Annotated in this window: 15 protein-coding genes; 10 read left to right on the forward strand and 5 right to left on the reverse strand. The window is 67.8% G+C overall.

Going from position 1 to position 13,131, the window contains the following annotated elements; genetic code table 11:
• Nucleotides 1-49: 49 nt before the first annotated feature.
• The gene (locus tag AC3WJT_RS13030; protein ID WP_492343554.1) at nucleotides 50-865 is read left to right on the forward strand and encodes a hypothetical protein; all 816 of its coding nucleotides are present in this window, start codon (nucleotides 50-52) and stop codon (nucleotides 863-865) included.
• Nucleotides 866-878: 13 nt separating this feature from the next.
• Here AC3WJT_RS13030 and AC3WJT_RS13035 read toward each other — a convergent pair whose 3' ends face one another.
• From AC3WJT_RS13035 to AC3WJT_RS13045, 3 genes are all read right to left on the reverse strand, one after another.
• A complete protein-coding gene (locus AC3WJT_RS13035) occupies nucleotides 879-1,070 on the reverse strand; it encodes a DUF2842 domain-containing protein (protein WP_492343555.1) in 192 nt (63 codons plus the stop codon).
• Nucleotides 1,071-1,113: 43 nt separating this feature from the next.
• The gene (locus AC3WJT_RS13040) at nucleotides 1,114-1,368 is read right to left on the reverse strand and encodes a GlsB/YeaQ/YmgE family stress response membrane protein (protein WP_492343556.1); all 255 of its coding nucleotides are present in this window, start codon (nucleotides 1,366-1,368) and stop codon (nucleotides 1,114-1,116) included.
• A 68-nt stretch (nucleotides 1,369-1,436) separates the two neighbouring features.
• Nucleotides 1,437-1,685 (reverse strand): GlsB/YeaQ/YmgE family stress response membrane protein, encoded by a 249-nt coding sequence (locus tag AC3WJT_RS13045; protein ID WP_492343557.1) that lies wholly within the window; start codon nucleotides 1,683-1,685, stop codon nucleotides 1,437-1,439.
• A gap of 113 nt (nucleotides 1,686-1,798) precedes the next feature.
• On the opposite strand from AC3WJT_RS13045, the gene AC3WJT_RS13050 reads away from it, so the two are divergent.
• Nucleotides 1,799-2,830, forward strand: a complete 1,032-nt coding sequence (locus AC3WJT_RS13050) for a COX15/CtaA family protein (RefSeq protein WP_492343558.1) — start codon at nucleotides 1,799-1,801, stop codon at nucleotides 2,828-2,830.
• Here the strand turns inward: AC3WJT_RS13050 and AC3WJT_RS13055 are convergent.
• Nucleotides 2,827-4,227, reverse strand: coding sequence for an alkaline phosphatase PhoX (locus AC3WJT_RS13055; RefSeq protein WP_492343559.1), 1,401 nt, complete (start codon nucleotides 4,225-4,227; stop codon nucleotides 2,827-2,829). The genes AC3WJT_RS13050 and AC3WJT_RS13055 overlap by 4 nt on opposite strands.
• Nucleotides 4,228-4,454: 227 nt before the next feature.
• On the opposite strand from AC3WJT_RS13055, the gene rplM reads away from it, so the two are divergent.
• From rplM to AC3WJT_RS13075, 4 genes are all read left to right on the forward strand, one after another.
• Nucleotides 4,455-4,928, forward strand: coding sequence for a 50S ribosomal protein L13 (gene rplM / locus AC3WJT_RS13060; protein WP_492343560.1), 474 nt, complete (start codon nucleotides 4,455-4,457; stop codon nucleotides 4,926-4,928).
• Between the two features lie 3 nt (nucleotides 4,929-4,931).
• On the forward strand, nucleotides 4,932-5,402 hold the full coding sequence (gene rpsI / locus AC3WJT_RS13065) for a 30S ribosomal protein S9 (protein WP_492343561.1): 471 nt from the start codon (nucleotides 4,932-4,934) through the stop codon (nucleotides 5,400-5,402).
• Nucleotides 5,403-5,489: 87 nt separating this feature from the next.
• The gene (gene argC / locus AC3WJT_RS13070) at nucleotides 5,490-6,434 is read left to right on the forward strand and encodes an N-acetyl-gamma-glutamyl-phosphate reductase (protein ID WP_492343562.1); all 945 of its coding nucleotides are present in this window, start codon (nucleotides 5,490-5,492) and stop codon (nucleotides 6,432-6,434) included.
• Complete coding sequence (locus AC3WJT_RS13075) at nucleotides 6,434-6,874, forward strand: GNAT family N-acetyltransferase (RefSeq protein ID WP_492343563.1); 441 nt, start codon at nucleotides 6,434-6,436, stop codon at nucleotides 6,872-6,874. The genes argC and AC3WJT_RS13075 overlap by 1 nt, the downstream gene beginning before the upstream one ends.
• A 41-nt stretch (nucleotides 6,875-6,915) precedes the next feature.
• Here AC3WJT_RS13075 and phaC read toward each other — a convergent pair whose 3' ends face one another.
• Nucleotides 6,916-8,874, reverse strand: a complete 1,959-nt coding sequence (gene phaC, locus AC3WJT_RS13080; protein WP_492343564.1) for a class I poly(R)-hydroxyalkanoic acid synthase — start codon at nucleotides 8,872-8,874, stop codon at nucleotides 6,916-6,918.
• Between the two features lie 77 nt (nucleotides 8,875-8,951).
• Between phaC and AC3WJT_RS13085 the strand changes: the two genes are divergently transcribed.
• From AC3WJT_RS13085 to glpX, 4 genes are all read left to right on the forward strand, one after another.
• A complete protein-coding gene (locus AC3WJT_RS13085) occupies nucleotides 8,952-9,413 on the forward strand; it encodes a hypothetical protein (RefSeq protein ID WP_492343565.1) in 462 nt (153 codons plus the stop codon).
• 201 nt (nucleotides 9,414-9,614) lie between these two features.
• Entirely contained in the window at nucleotides 9,615-10,835 is a 1,221-nt protein-coding gene (locus AC3WJT_RS13090; RefSeq protein WP_492343566.1) for an LL-diaminopimelate aminotransferase, read from the forward strand.
• Nucleotides 10,832-12,121, forward strand: a complete 1,290-nt coding sequence (locus tag AC3WJT_RS13095) for a homoserine dehydrogenase (protein ID WP_492343567.1) — start codon at nucleotides 10,832-10,834, stop codon at nucleotides 12,119-12,121. Before AC3WJT_RS13090 ends, AC3WJT_RS13095 begins: the two co-directional genes overlap by 4 nt.
• Nucleotides 12,122-12,175: 54 nt before the next feature.
• On the forward strand, nucleotides 12,176-13,129 hold the full coding sequence (glpX, locus tag AC3WJT_RS13100) for a class II fructose-bisphosphatase (protein WP_492343568.1): 954 nt from the start codon (nucleotides 12,176-12,178) through the stop codon (nucleotides 13,127-13,129).
• Nucleotides 13,130-13,131: the final 2 nt, after the last annotated feature.

Raw genomic sequence — 13,131 nt, forward strand, 5'->3', positions numbered from 1 at the left:
TCCACCGCGTTTGTTGACAGAGCCGGCAGGGCCGCGTGCAATTCCCGGCATGTGGTGGTTCAAGCGGAAGACGCAGCTCAAACTCATTCCGTTCGCCGCGGGAAAACCCCGGACGTTCACCGAACTGCTCTGTGATGGTGTGACGGCGCATAACCTGGCGTCGTTTGAGGACCTTCTGGCGCTGCACGCCAGGCTGCAGCAGGACCGGCCGGATGTCCGCGTGCTGGCGTCGCTCGATAACCTTGGCCAGGCCGGCTACACATCCGGCCACTGCATCGAGACCCACGGTCTTGACGCTATCGACGGGCGCGACGTTTCGGCGCTCCCCCGGGACGCCTTCGAGGACGGCGAATACCTCGGCTTCCTGACGACGAGGGCAGCCTTCCCGATTCGCCTCGAGAACCTGATGGACGCGGCCGCCGGTGTCACGATCCAGGCTGCGGCCGGTGTGCTCCCGTGGCAAACCCCTGGCGACAGCAATGACCTCGTCACGGTCAACAATGACCCCGAGCAGGCGCTGCGCATCGCCGGGGAGCCTGAGGTGGTCTTTCAGTTCGTGCCTGTGAAGGCGGCCGCCGACGCGCTGGCCGCATTCCCGAACGGCTACTTCAGCTCAGACCTTACGCCGATCCAGAACCTCGCCGTCGCGCGGCGGCTGGAGGCGACCTACGGCCTGGCGCTTTTCGGCGTCGGGTCGCGGTTTCTGGGATTTCGGCGCGGCGAGCCGTTTGGCGAGGCGGAGGCGCAGGCGTTGTCGGACGAACTGGTCGGGCTCTACGAGGAGACGCCGCCGGAGGCTGCCGGATTGCTCGCGCGGGTCGTCAGCGGCCGCAACTGGCTGCTCTTTCGCTACACTGAGAGCTGACGCAGGCGACCGGCTATCGGTTCATCCACTTCATCAGCGGGAACAGCGGCAGGCCCCAGGCCGTCCCGACCACCAGGAAGTAGATCAGGTCGATGGCCGGATGCTTCGGCAGATGGTCAGCGATGGTGATCGCGGCCACGATCCAGCCGAAGAGGAAAGCGAGCATCGCCACCATGCCGACGAGCTTTCGGATCCGAGGCGACATGGCGAACTCCGGCGACGGTTGATCCCGCCGCCGGAGCCATACGCTACGCCTGGCGACGTTTGAAGAGGCCGAGAATGAACAGCAGCATCACGGCGCCGGCGACGGCCGCGACGATGCTGGCCAGCAGGCCCGAGTAGCCGATGCCGAGAAGGCCGGCCAGCCAGTTGCCGATCACCGCGCCGACGAGGCCGACGATCAGATTTACGAGGATCCCGTGATTGCGGTTCATGATCCGCTCGGCGATCCAGCCGGCGAAAATGCCGACGATGATCGCCACGATCCAGTTGACGCCTTCCATGCCCGATAGTCCCTTCCTGAAGTCCCTGTTGGCGGAGGGAATGCGGCCCTCGGCGCAAGGTTCCATCCTCAACGGCGGACGAACAGCAGGGTCGGGACCAGCAGGATGACCGCGCCGGCCATGGCGCCTAGCGCAAGGCCGCCGAGGCCCTCGACGGGGCGCCCCATGGCCGCCGCTATCGGTGGCCCGGCGAAGGCGCCGATGACGCCGGCCAGCAAGCCTGCGAACCGGGACGGCCGGCCCCGCAGAATCCAGCGGCCGACCGCGCCGGCCAGCAGTCCGATAACCGCGACGATGAACAGACCGGGCGTCCCCATATCGTGATCATGACAGGCCCCGGATGCGCCGTCACGACTATGGACGGTATCGCGCGAGGGGCGTAGGGATCGCCGCCCTTATCTGGCTGCGAAACCCCTCTAGATAGCCCCTCATGACTTCGTTTCTGCGTTCTGACCGGTCGCGACCGGTCGCCGTCTGGCTCTTCGCCGTGGCGGCGCTCGTGCTGGCCATGGTCGTCGTCGGCGGCGCGACGCGCCTGACCGGGTCGGGCCTGTCGATCACCGAGTGGCGGCCGGTCACCGGCGCGATCCCGCCGATGGGCGAGGAGCGCTGGCAGAGCGAGTTCGCCAAGTACAGGCAGATCCCGCAGTACCAGCAGATCAACAAGGGCATGAGCCTTGAGCGGTTCAAGACGATCTACTGGTGGGAATGGGCGCACCGGCTGCTGGGACGGCTGGTCGGCGCCGCGTTCGCCATCCCGTTCGTGGTCTTCCTGATCCGCAAGGATCTGCCGCGACGGCTGATCTGGCGATGCTGCGCCTTGCTCGGGCTCGGCGGTCTGCAGGGCGCGGTCGGCTGGTGGATGGTCGCCAGCGGCCTGTCGACGCGCGTCTCGGTCGCGCCGGAGCGGCTGGCGACCCATCTGGGCCTGGCGCTGGCGTTGTTCGTGCTGCTGGTCTGGACCGCGCTGGACGCCGAGACCGGCCAGCCGCGGCAGGGCAACCCCACCCGCTGGCGGGCCGGATCGCTGGCCTTCCTCGCGGCGGTTTTCCTGCAGTGCCTGCTGGGCGCGCTGGTCGCCGGGGCGGATGCCGGCCTGATCTACAACGACTGGCCGCTGATGGGCGGCGCGCTCGTTCCGCACGACTACGCCGCCGACTCGATCTGGGCGACGCTGGCTCACAACCAGGCCTCGGTGCAGTTCAACCACCGGATCGGCGCCTACCTGTTGCTGGGCGCGGCGCTCTCCGTGGCGGGTCTGGCCTGGCGGGACCGGTTCCTGACGACGCAGGCGAAGGCGCTGGCGTTCGCGGTCGGCGGCGTGAGCCTGTTCCAGGCGGCGCTGGGCGTCGCAACGCTGATGACCGGCGTGCCGCTGTGGCTGGGCATCCTGCACCAGCTGGGCGCCGTCGCCCTGCTGGCCGTCGCCACGGCCTTCGCCTGGCGCGTACGGCGACTCTAGGCCTTCAGGCTGCCCCACGGCCCGGTCACCGCCAGGGTGATGCCGGGGGTATAGATGTTGATGAACAGCGTTCCGCCGTCGGGCGAGAAGCAGACCCCGGCCAGTTCGGCGTTATCGCGATAGACGTTCCGGGCGATCGTGTAGACCTTGCCCTCCGGCGTGACCCCGCGGAGGTGATTGCGCAGGGTGTCCGAGTAGCGGTCCTCGCAGACCATCAGGTGCCCGTTCGGCGCGACCGTCAGGTTGTCCGGGAAGTCCATGACCTTGCCGTCCGTCGGCTCGAGAAACAGCTCGATCGTTCCGGGGGTGTCCGCCTCGCCGGGCTGACCTTCGTTCGGGCTGGGGCGGTAGCGGAGGATCTGTCCGTGCTTTGCGGCGCCGCTGCTGGTGCAGGTGAACCAGGCCTCGCCCTTTCCCCAGAAGATGCCTTCGCCGCGGCCGACGATGGCGGCGCCGTCGGCGTGACCCCGCAGGCGCAGATCGTCTTTCGGGGATTCGACATCCGTCAGATCGACCCAGCGGACCTGTCGCACATCGCCCTGTTTCCAGATCACTTTGCCGTCCCAGTTGCGCGCGTCGGCGCCGGGCGCATCCTTGAAGGCCAGCGCCTGCAGCTTTCCACCGAGGGCCAGCTCGCCCGGCGTGACCGGGACGTAGCGGTAGAACAGGCCGGGACGGTCCGGGGAGGGGGCGTCCTCGGTCAGGTAGACAATGCCGGTTGCCGGATCGACGGCGCCGGCTTCGTGCAGGAACCGGCCCATGCCCTTGATCGGAACAGGGTCAACGAGGCCGCGACCGCGCGCCGGGACCTCGAAGACCCAGCCATGGGTCTGCTTCAGTCCATCCTGCGGGCCGTTCGTGGTTTCCTCGCAGGTCAGCCAGCTGCCCCATGGCGTCGGACCGCCGGAACAGTTGGTCGAGGTGCCGAACAGGGCCATCTCGGACTTGATCAGCTTGCCCTTCTCGGTGTCCCACACCAGCCGCGACACGCCGCCGGGCATCGGATGGCCGGCCGCGTCCAGGCCGTAGATCTTCTCAGGCCTGGGGCGTTTGGCGACGCTGCGGCCGATGCCGAGCGGGCCGAGGTTGGGCTGCTTGAAGCCGTTCTCGTGGTTGCGCATCAGGATCACGCGCGACCCGCGCCCGGGGAAGCAGGCCATGCCGTCGGCGCGTCCAGGCACGACATAGCCGTCATCCATCGTCTGGCCGGCGAAGGACACCACCTTGTAGGAAAAGCCCTCCGGCAGTTCCAGGATGCCGTTGGGGTCGACCTTCAGAGGCCCGTAGCCCTCGATCTCATTGCTGTACGTCTCGGCCGTGTCCTGCGTGCGCGCCAGGCCGGCGAAGGCCAGCGACGCGGCGGCGGCGCCAAGGACGGTGCGACGGTTGAGGATCATCGGTGAACTCCGGGTATGGAACTCTCGCTAGGACCGGTCCGTGACGTTGTCACTACAGTTGCCGCAATCGTTTTCGGTATTATGTTACCTAATGAAAGTTTTCCCTTATGCCGTAACGGTTTGCGGAGAAAATGAAGTGCGCCTGTGTTGACAGATTGAATCGTCGCGGGTAACAGCGCGCCCTCACGTCGGGGACCGCTTGTCTCCGCCTGCAACGGATCAGTCCCATGATGAAGACCACGGCTTCTTTGAAGCCCGCCGAGGTCGAGAAGAAGTGGATCGTGATCGACGCCGAGAATGTGGTCGTTGGCCGCCTCGCGTCGTTCATTGCCATGCGTCTTCGCGGCAAGCACCGTCCTGACTACACCCCGAACGTCGACTGCGGCGACTATGTCGTTGTCGTCAACGCGCAGAAGGTGAAGTTCACCGGCCGCAAGCTCGAGCAGAAGATCTACTACCGCCACACCGGCCACCCGGGCGGCATCAAGCAGATCACCGCCGGCAAGCAGCTGGACGGGCGTTTCCCGGAACGCGTGCTGGAGAAGGCCGTCGAGCGCATGCTGCCCAAGGAAAGCCCGCTTGCCCGCAAGCAGCTGACCCACCTGCGCATCTTCAACGGCGCCGAGCACACCCACCAGGCGCAGAGCCCTGAGCCCGTCGCGTTCGCTGAACGCAACAGCAAGAACACCCGGAGCCAATAGATCATGGCCGAAGCTCAAGGTTTCGACGCTCTCCAGAGCCTGTCGTCTGCTCCGGAAGCCGCGCCCGCGGTCCAGAAGCTGGACAAGTACGGTCGCGCCTATGCGACCGGCAAGCGCAAGAACGCCATCGCCCGCGTCTGGATCAAGCCGGGCAAGGGTTCGATCACCATCAACGGCCGGGACCAGGAAGTTTATTTCGCCCGCCCCGTGCTGCGCATGATGCTCGCCCAGCCGTTCCAGGTCACCGACCGGGTCGGCCAGTTCGACGTCATCGTCACGGTCGAAGGTTCGGGCCTGTCGGGCCAGGCCGGCGCCGTGCGTCACGGCATCTCCAAGGCCCTGACCTACTACGAACCCGCGCTGCGCACGGCCCTGAAGCCGCATGGCTTCCTGACCCGCGACAGCCGCGTCGTCGAGCGGAAGAAGTACGGCAAGGCGAAGGCCCGCCGCTCCTTCCAGTTCTCGAAGCGCTAGTCGTTCGCGAACCACTGTTTGCGAAAGGGCGCTTCGGGAAACCGGAGCGCCCTTTTTCTTTGTCCGTTGTCCTGAGCGGAGTTTGAGATGCCCAAGGTCTTCATCGACGGCGAAGCCGGCACCACCGGCCTGCAAATCCGCGAGCGGCTGGTCGGCCGCACGGACCTTGAGCTGCTGTCGATCGCCGAGGAACGCCGCAAGGACGCCGGCGCCCGGGCCGAGCTGCTCAACGCCGCCGACGCCGTGATCCTCTGCCTGCCGGACGACGCGGCGCGCGAGGCGGTCAGCCTGATCAGCAACCCGGCGGTCAAGGTCATCGACGCCTCGACGGCGCACCGCACCGCGGATGGCTGGTCGTTCGGCTTCCCCGAACTGGACAAGGGCCAGCGTGCGGCGATCCAGGCAGCGACGCGCGTGTCGAACCCCGGCTGCTACTCGACCGGCGCCATCGCCCTGATCCGGCCGCTGGTGCAGGCCGGGCTGATGCCGGCGGACTATCCCGTCAGCATCAACGCCATCAGCGGCTACTCCGGCGGCGGCAAGGCGATGATCGCCGAGTTCGAGGACCACGGCGGCCCGACCTACACAACGGTCCCATACCGGATCTACGCGCTTGGGCTGGAGCACAAGCATGTGCCGGAGATCCAGGTGCGCTCCGGCCTGCTGTCCCCGCCGCTGTTCAGCCCGTCGGTCGGCCGCTACGCCCAGGGCATGCTGGTGGAGGTTCCCCTGCACCTGGGCCTGCTGGGGGCCGGCGTGTCGCTGACCCGGCTGCATGAGGCCCTGACCGAACACTATTGCGGCGAGGCCTTCGTCGAGGTGGCGTCGCTGAAGGACTGCGAGGCGCTCAAGACCCTCGACCCGGAAGGGCTGAACGGCACCAACCGGATGAAGCTGTTCGTGTTCGGCTCCGAGAGCGGGCGCCAGGCGCGGCTGGTGGCCCTGCTGGACAACCTCGGCAAGGGCGCGTCCGGCGCGGCGGTGCAGAACCTGAACCTGATGCTCGGCCTGCCCGAAGCCGCCGGGCTGTGATGATCCGGCGGGCCGTGCCCGAGGACACGCCGGCGCTGCGGGCGATGATGGCCAGCAGCAACGGCTACCAGCGGCCGGCGGCCCGGGCGATGATCTTCGGGTTCGCCGCCGGCTGGTCCGTGCCGGACGGCGACCACGAGGTCTGGCTGGCCCAGACGATCCACGGCGTGGCCGGCTTCTACGTCCTGATCCCTTACCGCGACGACCAGGAACTGGACCTGTTCTTCACCGCCAACGACAGCCAGGGAACGGGTCTGGGCCGCCGGCTGTTCGATCATATGGCCGAGCGAGCAAAGGCGCTCGGCGCCGCGAAGGTGGTGATCAGCGCCAATCCGGAGGCGACGGGGTTCTATCGCAAGATGGGCGCGGTCGAGGTCGGGGTTTCCCCGCCTGAGGCCGGGATCAGCTGGGACCGGCCGAAGTTCGAGTTGGCGTTGTAACGCGGCCAATCCTCCCCGCTTTGCGGGGAGGATCGAGAGACCTAGCTCCGCACCTTCACGAAGCTGCCCGGCGCGTCCTCGAGCGGCTTGCCGAGCGGGCCGTTTGACGGATCGCGCGCGGGGACCATGTCGCCGGAGCGCTCGTTCAGCCAGGCGGCCCAGTGCGGCCACCAGCTGCCGGGATGCTCGACCGCGCCGGCGCGCCACTCGTCGACCGTGGCGGGGAGGGCGTCGTTGGTCCAGTGCTGGTACTTCTTCGCGTCCGGGTGGTTGATAACGCCCGCGATGTGGCCGCTGCCGGCCATGGTGAACTTCACCGGCCCGCCGAACAGTTTCGCCCCGCGATAGATGCTCCGGAACGGCGCGATATGGTCGTCGCGCGAGGACTGGACATAGATCGGGGTCTGCACCTTCTTCAGGTCCAGCCGTTCGCCGGCGAGGGTCAGCTCGCCCTTCGACAGGGCGTTGTCCTTGTAGAAATTGCGCAGATAGAACAGGTGCAGCGCCTTGGGCATGCGCGTCTGGTCGCTGTTCCAGAACAGCAGGTCGAAAGGCTTGGGCTCCTTGCCCATCAGGTAGTTGTTGACGAAGAACGACCAGATCAGGTCGTTGCCGCGCAGCGAATTGAAGGTGTCGGCCATCGACTTGCCGGGCAGGAAGCCACCCGACTGGTCCATGGTCTCCTCGATCGACTTGAGCCAGGCGTCGTCGACGAACAGCTTCAGATCGCCGGCTTCCTCGAAGTCCTGCTGGGCCGCGAAGAAGGTCGCCGACTGGATCCGCTTGTCGCCCTTGGCCGCCATGTGGGCGAGGGCGCAGGAGAGCAGGGTGCCGCCGATACAGTAGCCGACCGTGTTCACCCGGTCCGTGCCGCACTGCTTCATCACCTGGGTCGTAGCGTCGTAGATGCCCTCGACCAGGTAGTCCTCGAAGGTCTTGGCCGCGAGCGTCTCGTCGGGATTGACCCAGCTGGTGACGAACACGCTGAAGCCCTGGCCGGTCAGCCAGCGGATCAGGCTGTTATCGGGACGCAGGTCGGTGATGTAGAACTTGTTGATCCAGGGCGTGAACAGCAGCAGCGGGATCTCGCGCACCTGGTCGGTCGTCGGGGCGAACTGCAGCAGCTGCAGGATGTCGTTCTGGTAGACGACCTTTCCCGGCGCCGTGGCGACGTTTTCGCCGACGATGAACTGCTCCATGTCGGTCTGGCTGATCGCCAGCTGGCCGCCGCCGCGCTCGAGGTCCGCGGCGAAGTTCTCCATCCCGCGCACGAGGCTCTCGCCGCCGCTGGTCATGGCTTCCTTGAGCGCCGCCGGATTGGACAGCAGGAAGTTCGACGGCGAGATCGCGTCCGTCAGCATCTTGATGAAGAACTCGACGCGGCGCTTTTCCAGCGGATCGACGCCGTCGACATCGGCGATCAGCTCGTTCAGCCAGCCGCTGGTCAGCAGATAGGACTGCTTCATCACGTCATAGACCGGGTGGGCGCCCCATTCGGGATCGTTGAAGCGCTTGTCGCCCTTGGGCGGCGTGACGACCGGCTCGACCTGTTCGCCGCCCATGCGGCGGGCCGTGGTCTGCCAGAGGTCGAGGTAGCGCGAGAACAGGTCGGCCTGGGCGCGCAGCAGCCGGTCAGGCTGGGCGGCGAGTCGGCCCATGACGTCGGTCAGCGCGGGGGCGACGTGAAAGGGATCGGTGCTGAGAGCGGCCGGGCTGTCGGCCTGTCGCAGGGCCGCCTCGGCGATGGCGCCCTGGGCCGTAACGGCGGCGCGGGCCAGATTGGCCGACAGTTTCTCCAGCGCCACGCGCTGATCGGACGACAGGAATGCGGCCGGATCAGCGGCGGAAGCCCAGTCCTGCTGGGCGGCCGCGGCTTTCGGCGCCTCGGCGGCGGCGGGCTTTTCGGCGGTTTGGGCGGCTTTCGGGGCCGCCGGCTTCTTCGCCGCAGCCTTCTTCGGTGCCGACTTTTTTGCAGGGGTCTTGCCGCTCGTACCGGCCATGCCGCGTTCCTTCCCGGGTGCGTGGACGTCTCGCGCCCTTCCGCTGAACCCGATCATGGCATAAGACCGGACCCAAGATGAACGGCGATGCGAGAACTTTCTGGCGAACGGTCCGGCTGACGCTCCTGGCGAGCGCGGCGAGCGGGCTGACGGCCTGCGCCAGCCTGCCGGCGTTCGAACCCGGAGCGGGCGCCGTGATCGATCCAAAGTCCGCCGCCGCGGCCGACGTCGCCGGGGTGATAAGCAATCCGGGACCCTGGCCGACCTTCGCCGGCATTCCTGACGTGCCCGAGGATGTGCGCACGTCCGCCGCCTGGCGCGCCGCGATCGAAGACCAGGAGGCCGAGGGCCTCTACACCAGCCGCAGCGCCGCGCCGGACAGCTGGAGCCTGACCGCCACCGAGGCGTTCGAGGCCCGCGCCCGCGCCGACGCCAACCCGCTCGGCCTGCAGGCCCCGACCGACGCCGAGATGGCCGAGTCGGAAGCCTACGCCCGCGCCCTGCGCAAGCGAGCTACCCCGCCTCCGTCGCCGAGGTAAGTCCGGCGCGGCGGAGGCAAGACATTCCCTGAACCTGCCTGGATTTGACCCCCTTTCGACGCAAAGCATCGAAAAGGACCAAAAGTGGGGTAGATCGGACCACAACGGACCCAAGGGTCCATTGCTACGATCCACCCGTGGGGGCTATCCATGCGCGACATCCGCTCCCAGCGCGCCGCCGATGGCGCAGAGAGCCCTTAAATGACCACCGAGTTTCACCGTATCCGGCGTCTGCCGCCCTACGTTTTCGAGGAAGTGAACCGTATCAAGGCCAAGCTGCGGGCCGAGGGGACGGACATCATCGACTTCGGCATGGGCAATCCCGACATGCCGACCCCCAAGCATATCGTCGACAAGCTGATCGAGACGGCCCGTGACCCCAAGGCCGGGCGCTATTCCGCCTCCAAGGGCGTCATCGGGCTGCGCCGCGCCATGGCCGGCTACTATGAGCGCCGCTACGGCGTGAAGCTGAACCCCGACACCGAGGTCGTCGCGACCCTTGGCTCCAAGGAGGGCTTCGCCAACCTGGCCAACGCCCTGACGGCGCCCGGCGATGTGATCATCTGTCCGAACCCGGCCTATCCGATCCACGCCTTCGGTTTCATCATGGCCGGCGGGGTGATCCGCCACGTGCCGGCCCTGTCGCCGGAAGAGTATCTGTCGGGCATCGGCCGGGCGGTGAAGCACTCGGCGCCGCCGCCGAGCATCCTGATCCTCAGCTACCCGTCCAATCCGACGGCCCAGTGGGTCGACCTGGACTTCTACAAGGACGCGGTCCAGCTGGCGAAGAAGCACGACCTGCTGATCATCTCCGACGTCGCCTATTCGGAGATCTATTTCGACAACAACCCGCCGCCGTCGATCCTGCAGGTCGAGGGAGCCAAGGACCTGGCCGTTGAGGTCAACAGTCTGTCGAAGACCTATGCCATGGCCGGCTGGCGCGTCGGCATGGTGGTCGGCAACGAACGCATGTGCGCAGCCCTGGCGCGGGTGAAGTCCTATCTCGACTACGGCGCCTTCCTGCCGATCCAGGTGGCGGCGGCCGCGGCCCTGAACGGCCCGCAGGACTGCGTCGAGGAGATCCGCGGCATCTACAAGGGGCGCCGCGACACCTTGGTCAGTTCGATGGCCCGGGCGGGCTGGGAGATTCCCGCGCCGCCGGCCTCGATGTTCGCCTGGGCCAAGGTGCCCGAGCAGTACAAGGACATCGGCTCGATGCAGTTCTCCCGCCTGCTGGTGGAAGAAGCCGGCGTCGCCGTGGCGCCGGGCTCGGGCTTTGGCGAGTATGGCGAAGGCTATGTCCGCATCGGACTGGTCGAGAACGAACACCGTATCAAACAGGCCGCCCGCAACGTGAAGAAGTTCCTCGCCGACTCCGACCGCATCCTTGCCAAGGCGCACAACGCGGTGGCCGCCCAATGAGCGCGCGCATCTGGAAGATCGGGGTCGCGGGCCTCGGCACCGTCGGCGGCGGCCTGCTGCAGTTCCTCGCCGAGCGGCCGGACTTCGCGCCGGCCGGGGGCAGGGCGGTGATCACCGGCGTGACCGCCCGTTCGCGCTCGCGGCCGCGCAGCATCGATATCGCCGCGATTCCTTGGTTCGACGATCCCGTGGCGCTGGCCACCTCGCCGGACACAGACATCTTCGTGGAACTGGTCGGCGGCTCCGACGGCCCCGCCAAGGCGGCTGTCGAGGCGGCGCTGAAGGCCGGCAAGCCGGTCGTCACCGCCAACAAGGCCCTGATCGCCGAGCACGGCGCCGAACTGGCCGCGCTGGCCGAGACGGCCGGCGTGCCGCTGCTGTTCGAGGCCGCCGTCATGGGCGGGACCCCGGCGGTGAAGATGCTGCGCGAGGCGATGGTTGGCGACGACGTGGTCGGCGTGGCCGGGATCCTCAACGGTACCTGCAACTTCATTCTCAGTGAGATGGAGCAGCGCGGCGCATCGTTCGCCGATGTGCTCGCCGAGGCCCAGCGCATGGGCTACGCCGAGGCCGACCCGACGATGGACGTCGGCGGCTTCGACGCGGCGCACAAGGTGACGATTCTGGCCGCCCTGGCGTTCGGCTGCGCGCCGAACTTCGCCGCCGCCGAGATCGAGGGCATCGACCAGGTCGATCTGCTCGACATCCGGCTGGCCAAGGATCTGGGCTATCGCATCCGGCTGATCGCCTCGGCCGATCGCACGGCCGACGGGGTGGCGGTGCGGGTGCACCCGTCGCTGGTCGCCCAGGGCCATCCGCTGGCCGAGACGCGCGGGGCGCTCAACGCCCTGTTCATCGAGGGCACGCGGATCGGGCGCATCTTCATCCAGGGCCCAGGCGCGGGCGCGGGACCGACCGCCGCCGCCGTCGCCGCCGACATCGCCGATGTCATGACCCTGCCCACGCGGCCGGTGTTCCAGCGCCCGGCGGGAGATCTGAAGCCGTTCGTGGCCGTCGCTCCGACCCGCCGGGTCGGCAAGGCCTACCTGCGGCTGCTGGTGAAGGATCAGGCCGGCGTGATCGCCGCCGTGTCCGAGACCCTCGCCGAGTGCGGCGTGTCGATCGACAGCTTCCTGCAGAAGCCCGTCGAGGACGCCGGCGGCGTGCCGATCGTGCTGACCACCCACGCCATCGCCGAGTCGGTGCTGACGGACGCGATAAACCGCATCGAAAAGCTGCCGGCCGTGCTAGAGCGTCCGCGGCTGTTGCGCATCGCGCGCATTTGAGAATCCTCCGACAATAGCGGAGAGCGCCCCGCCGGGGCCGGGAGACTGACTTTCATGAGTTCTGAGACGCTGGACCGGGGGCTGGTTCTTGACGCGGTCCGTGTGACCGAAGCCGCCGCGATCGCCGCCTGGGGCCTGGTAGGCCGGGGCGACGAAAAAGACGCCGACCAGGCCGCCGTGGACGCCATGCGCAACGCGCTGAACGAGCTTTCCATCGATGGCGAGATCGTCATCGGCGAGGGCGAGCGCGACGAGGCGCCGATGCTCTACATCGGCGAAAAGGTCGGCACCGGCAAAGGTCCGCGCGTCGACATCGCGCTGGATCCGCTGGAAGGCACGACGCTGACGGCCAAGGCCATGGCCAACGCGCTGGCCGTGATGGCCTGGGCGCCCGCCGGCACGCTGCTGAACGCGCCCGACACCTATATGGACAAGATCGCCTGCGGCCCCGGCTACGCCGAGGGCGTGATCGATCTGGACGCCACGCCGGCCGACAACGTCAAGGCGCTGGCCAAGGCCAAGGGCGTGGAGCCGGACCAGATCACGGTCTGCGTGCTCGACCGTCCGCGTCATGCCGAGATCATCAATAGCCTGCGGTCCGTCGGGGCCCGGGTCTATCTGATCACGGACGGCGACGTCGCCGGTGTGATCAACACCGCCGATCCCGAGACCGGCGTGGACCTCTACATCGGCCAGGGCGGCGCGCCCGAGGGCGTGCTGGCCTGCGCGGCGCTGAAGTGCGTTGGCGGCCAGTTCCAGGGCCGTCTGGTGTTCCGCAACAATGACGAGCGCAGCCGCGCCGCCAAGTGGGGCATCACCGACCTGGACCGCAAGTACGTGCTGGGCGAGATCGTCCGCGCCGACGCCATCTTCGCGATGACCGGCGTGACCAACGGCGCGCTGCTCGACGGCGTGAAGCTCGAGGGTGGCTTTGTGCACACCCACACGCTGGTGATGAACTCCTCCACCCGCACCGTGCGCGAAGTGCGGATGAAGCGGCCGCTCTGACC

This window comes from Caulobacter sp. FW305-C-30-S16, assembly GCF_058783025.1.

Coding starts and splice junctions, on each gene's coding strand:
- glpX (WP_492343568.1), top strand. CDS start 12,176: ATGAGTTCTGAGACGCTGGACCGGGGGCTGGTTCTTGACGCGGTCCGT.
- AC3WJT_RS13085 (WP_492343565.1), top strand. CDS start 8,952: ATGAACGGCGATGCGAGAACTTTCTGGCGAACGGTCCGGCTGACGCTC.
- rplM (WP_492343560.1), top strand. CDS start 4,455: ATGATGAAGACCACGGCTTCTTTGAAGCCCGCCGAGGTCGAGAAGAAG.
- AC3WJT_RS13095 (WP_492343567.1), top strand. CDS start 10,832: ATGAGCGCGCGCATCTGGAAGATCGGGGTCGCGGGCCTCGGCACCGTC.
- AC3WJT_RS13045 (WP_492343557.1), bottom strand. CDS start 1,685: ATGGGGACGCCCGGTCTGTTCATCGTCGCGGTTATCGGACTGCTGGCC.
- AC3WJT_RS13035 (WP_492343555.1), bottom strand. CDS start 1,070: ATGTCGCCTCGGATCCGAAAGCTCGTCGGCATGGTGGCGATGCTCGCT.
- AC3WJT_RS13075 (WP_492343563.1), top strand. CDS start 6,434: ATGATCCGGCGGGCCGTGCCCGAGGACACGCCGGCGCTGCGGGCGATG.
- AC3WJT_RS13050 (WP_492343558.1), top strand. CDS start 1,799: ATGACTTCGTTTCTGCGTTCTGACCGGTCGCGACCGGTCGCCGTCTGG.
- AC3WJT_RS13055 (WP_492343559.1), bottom strand. CDS start 4,227: ATGATCCTCAACCGTCGCACCGTCCTTGGCGCCGCCGCCGCGTCGCTG.
- argC (WP_492343562.1), top strand. CDS start 5,490: ATGCCCAAGGTCTTCATCGACGGCGAAGCCGGCACCACCGGCCTGCAA.
- AC3WJT_RS13030 (WP_492343554.1), top strand. CDS start 50: ATGTGGTGGTTCAAGCGGAAGACGCAGCTCAAACTCATTCCGTTCGCC.
- rpsI (WP_492343561.1), top strand. CDS start 4,932: ATGGCCGAAGCTCAAGGTTTCGACGCTCTCCAGAGCCTGTCGTCTGCT.
- phaC (WP_492343564.1), bottom strand. CDS start 8,874: ATGGCCGGTACGAGCGGCAAGACCCCTGCAAAAAAGTCGGCACCGAAG.
- AC3WJT_RS13040 (WP_492343556.1), bottom strand. CDS start 1,368: ATGGAAGGCGTCAACTGGATCGTGGCGATCATCGTCGGCATTTTCGCC.
- AC3WJT_RS13090 (WP_492343566.1), top strand. CDS start 9,615: ATGACCACCGAGTTTCACCGTATCCGGCGTCTGCCGCCCTACGTTTTC.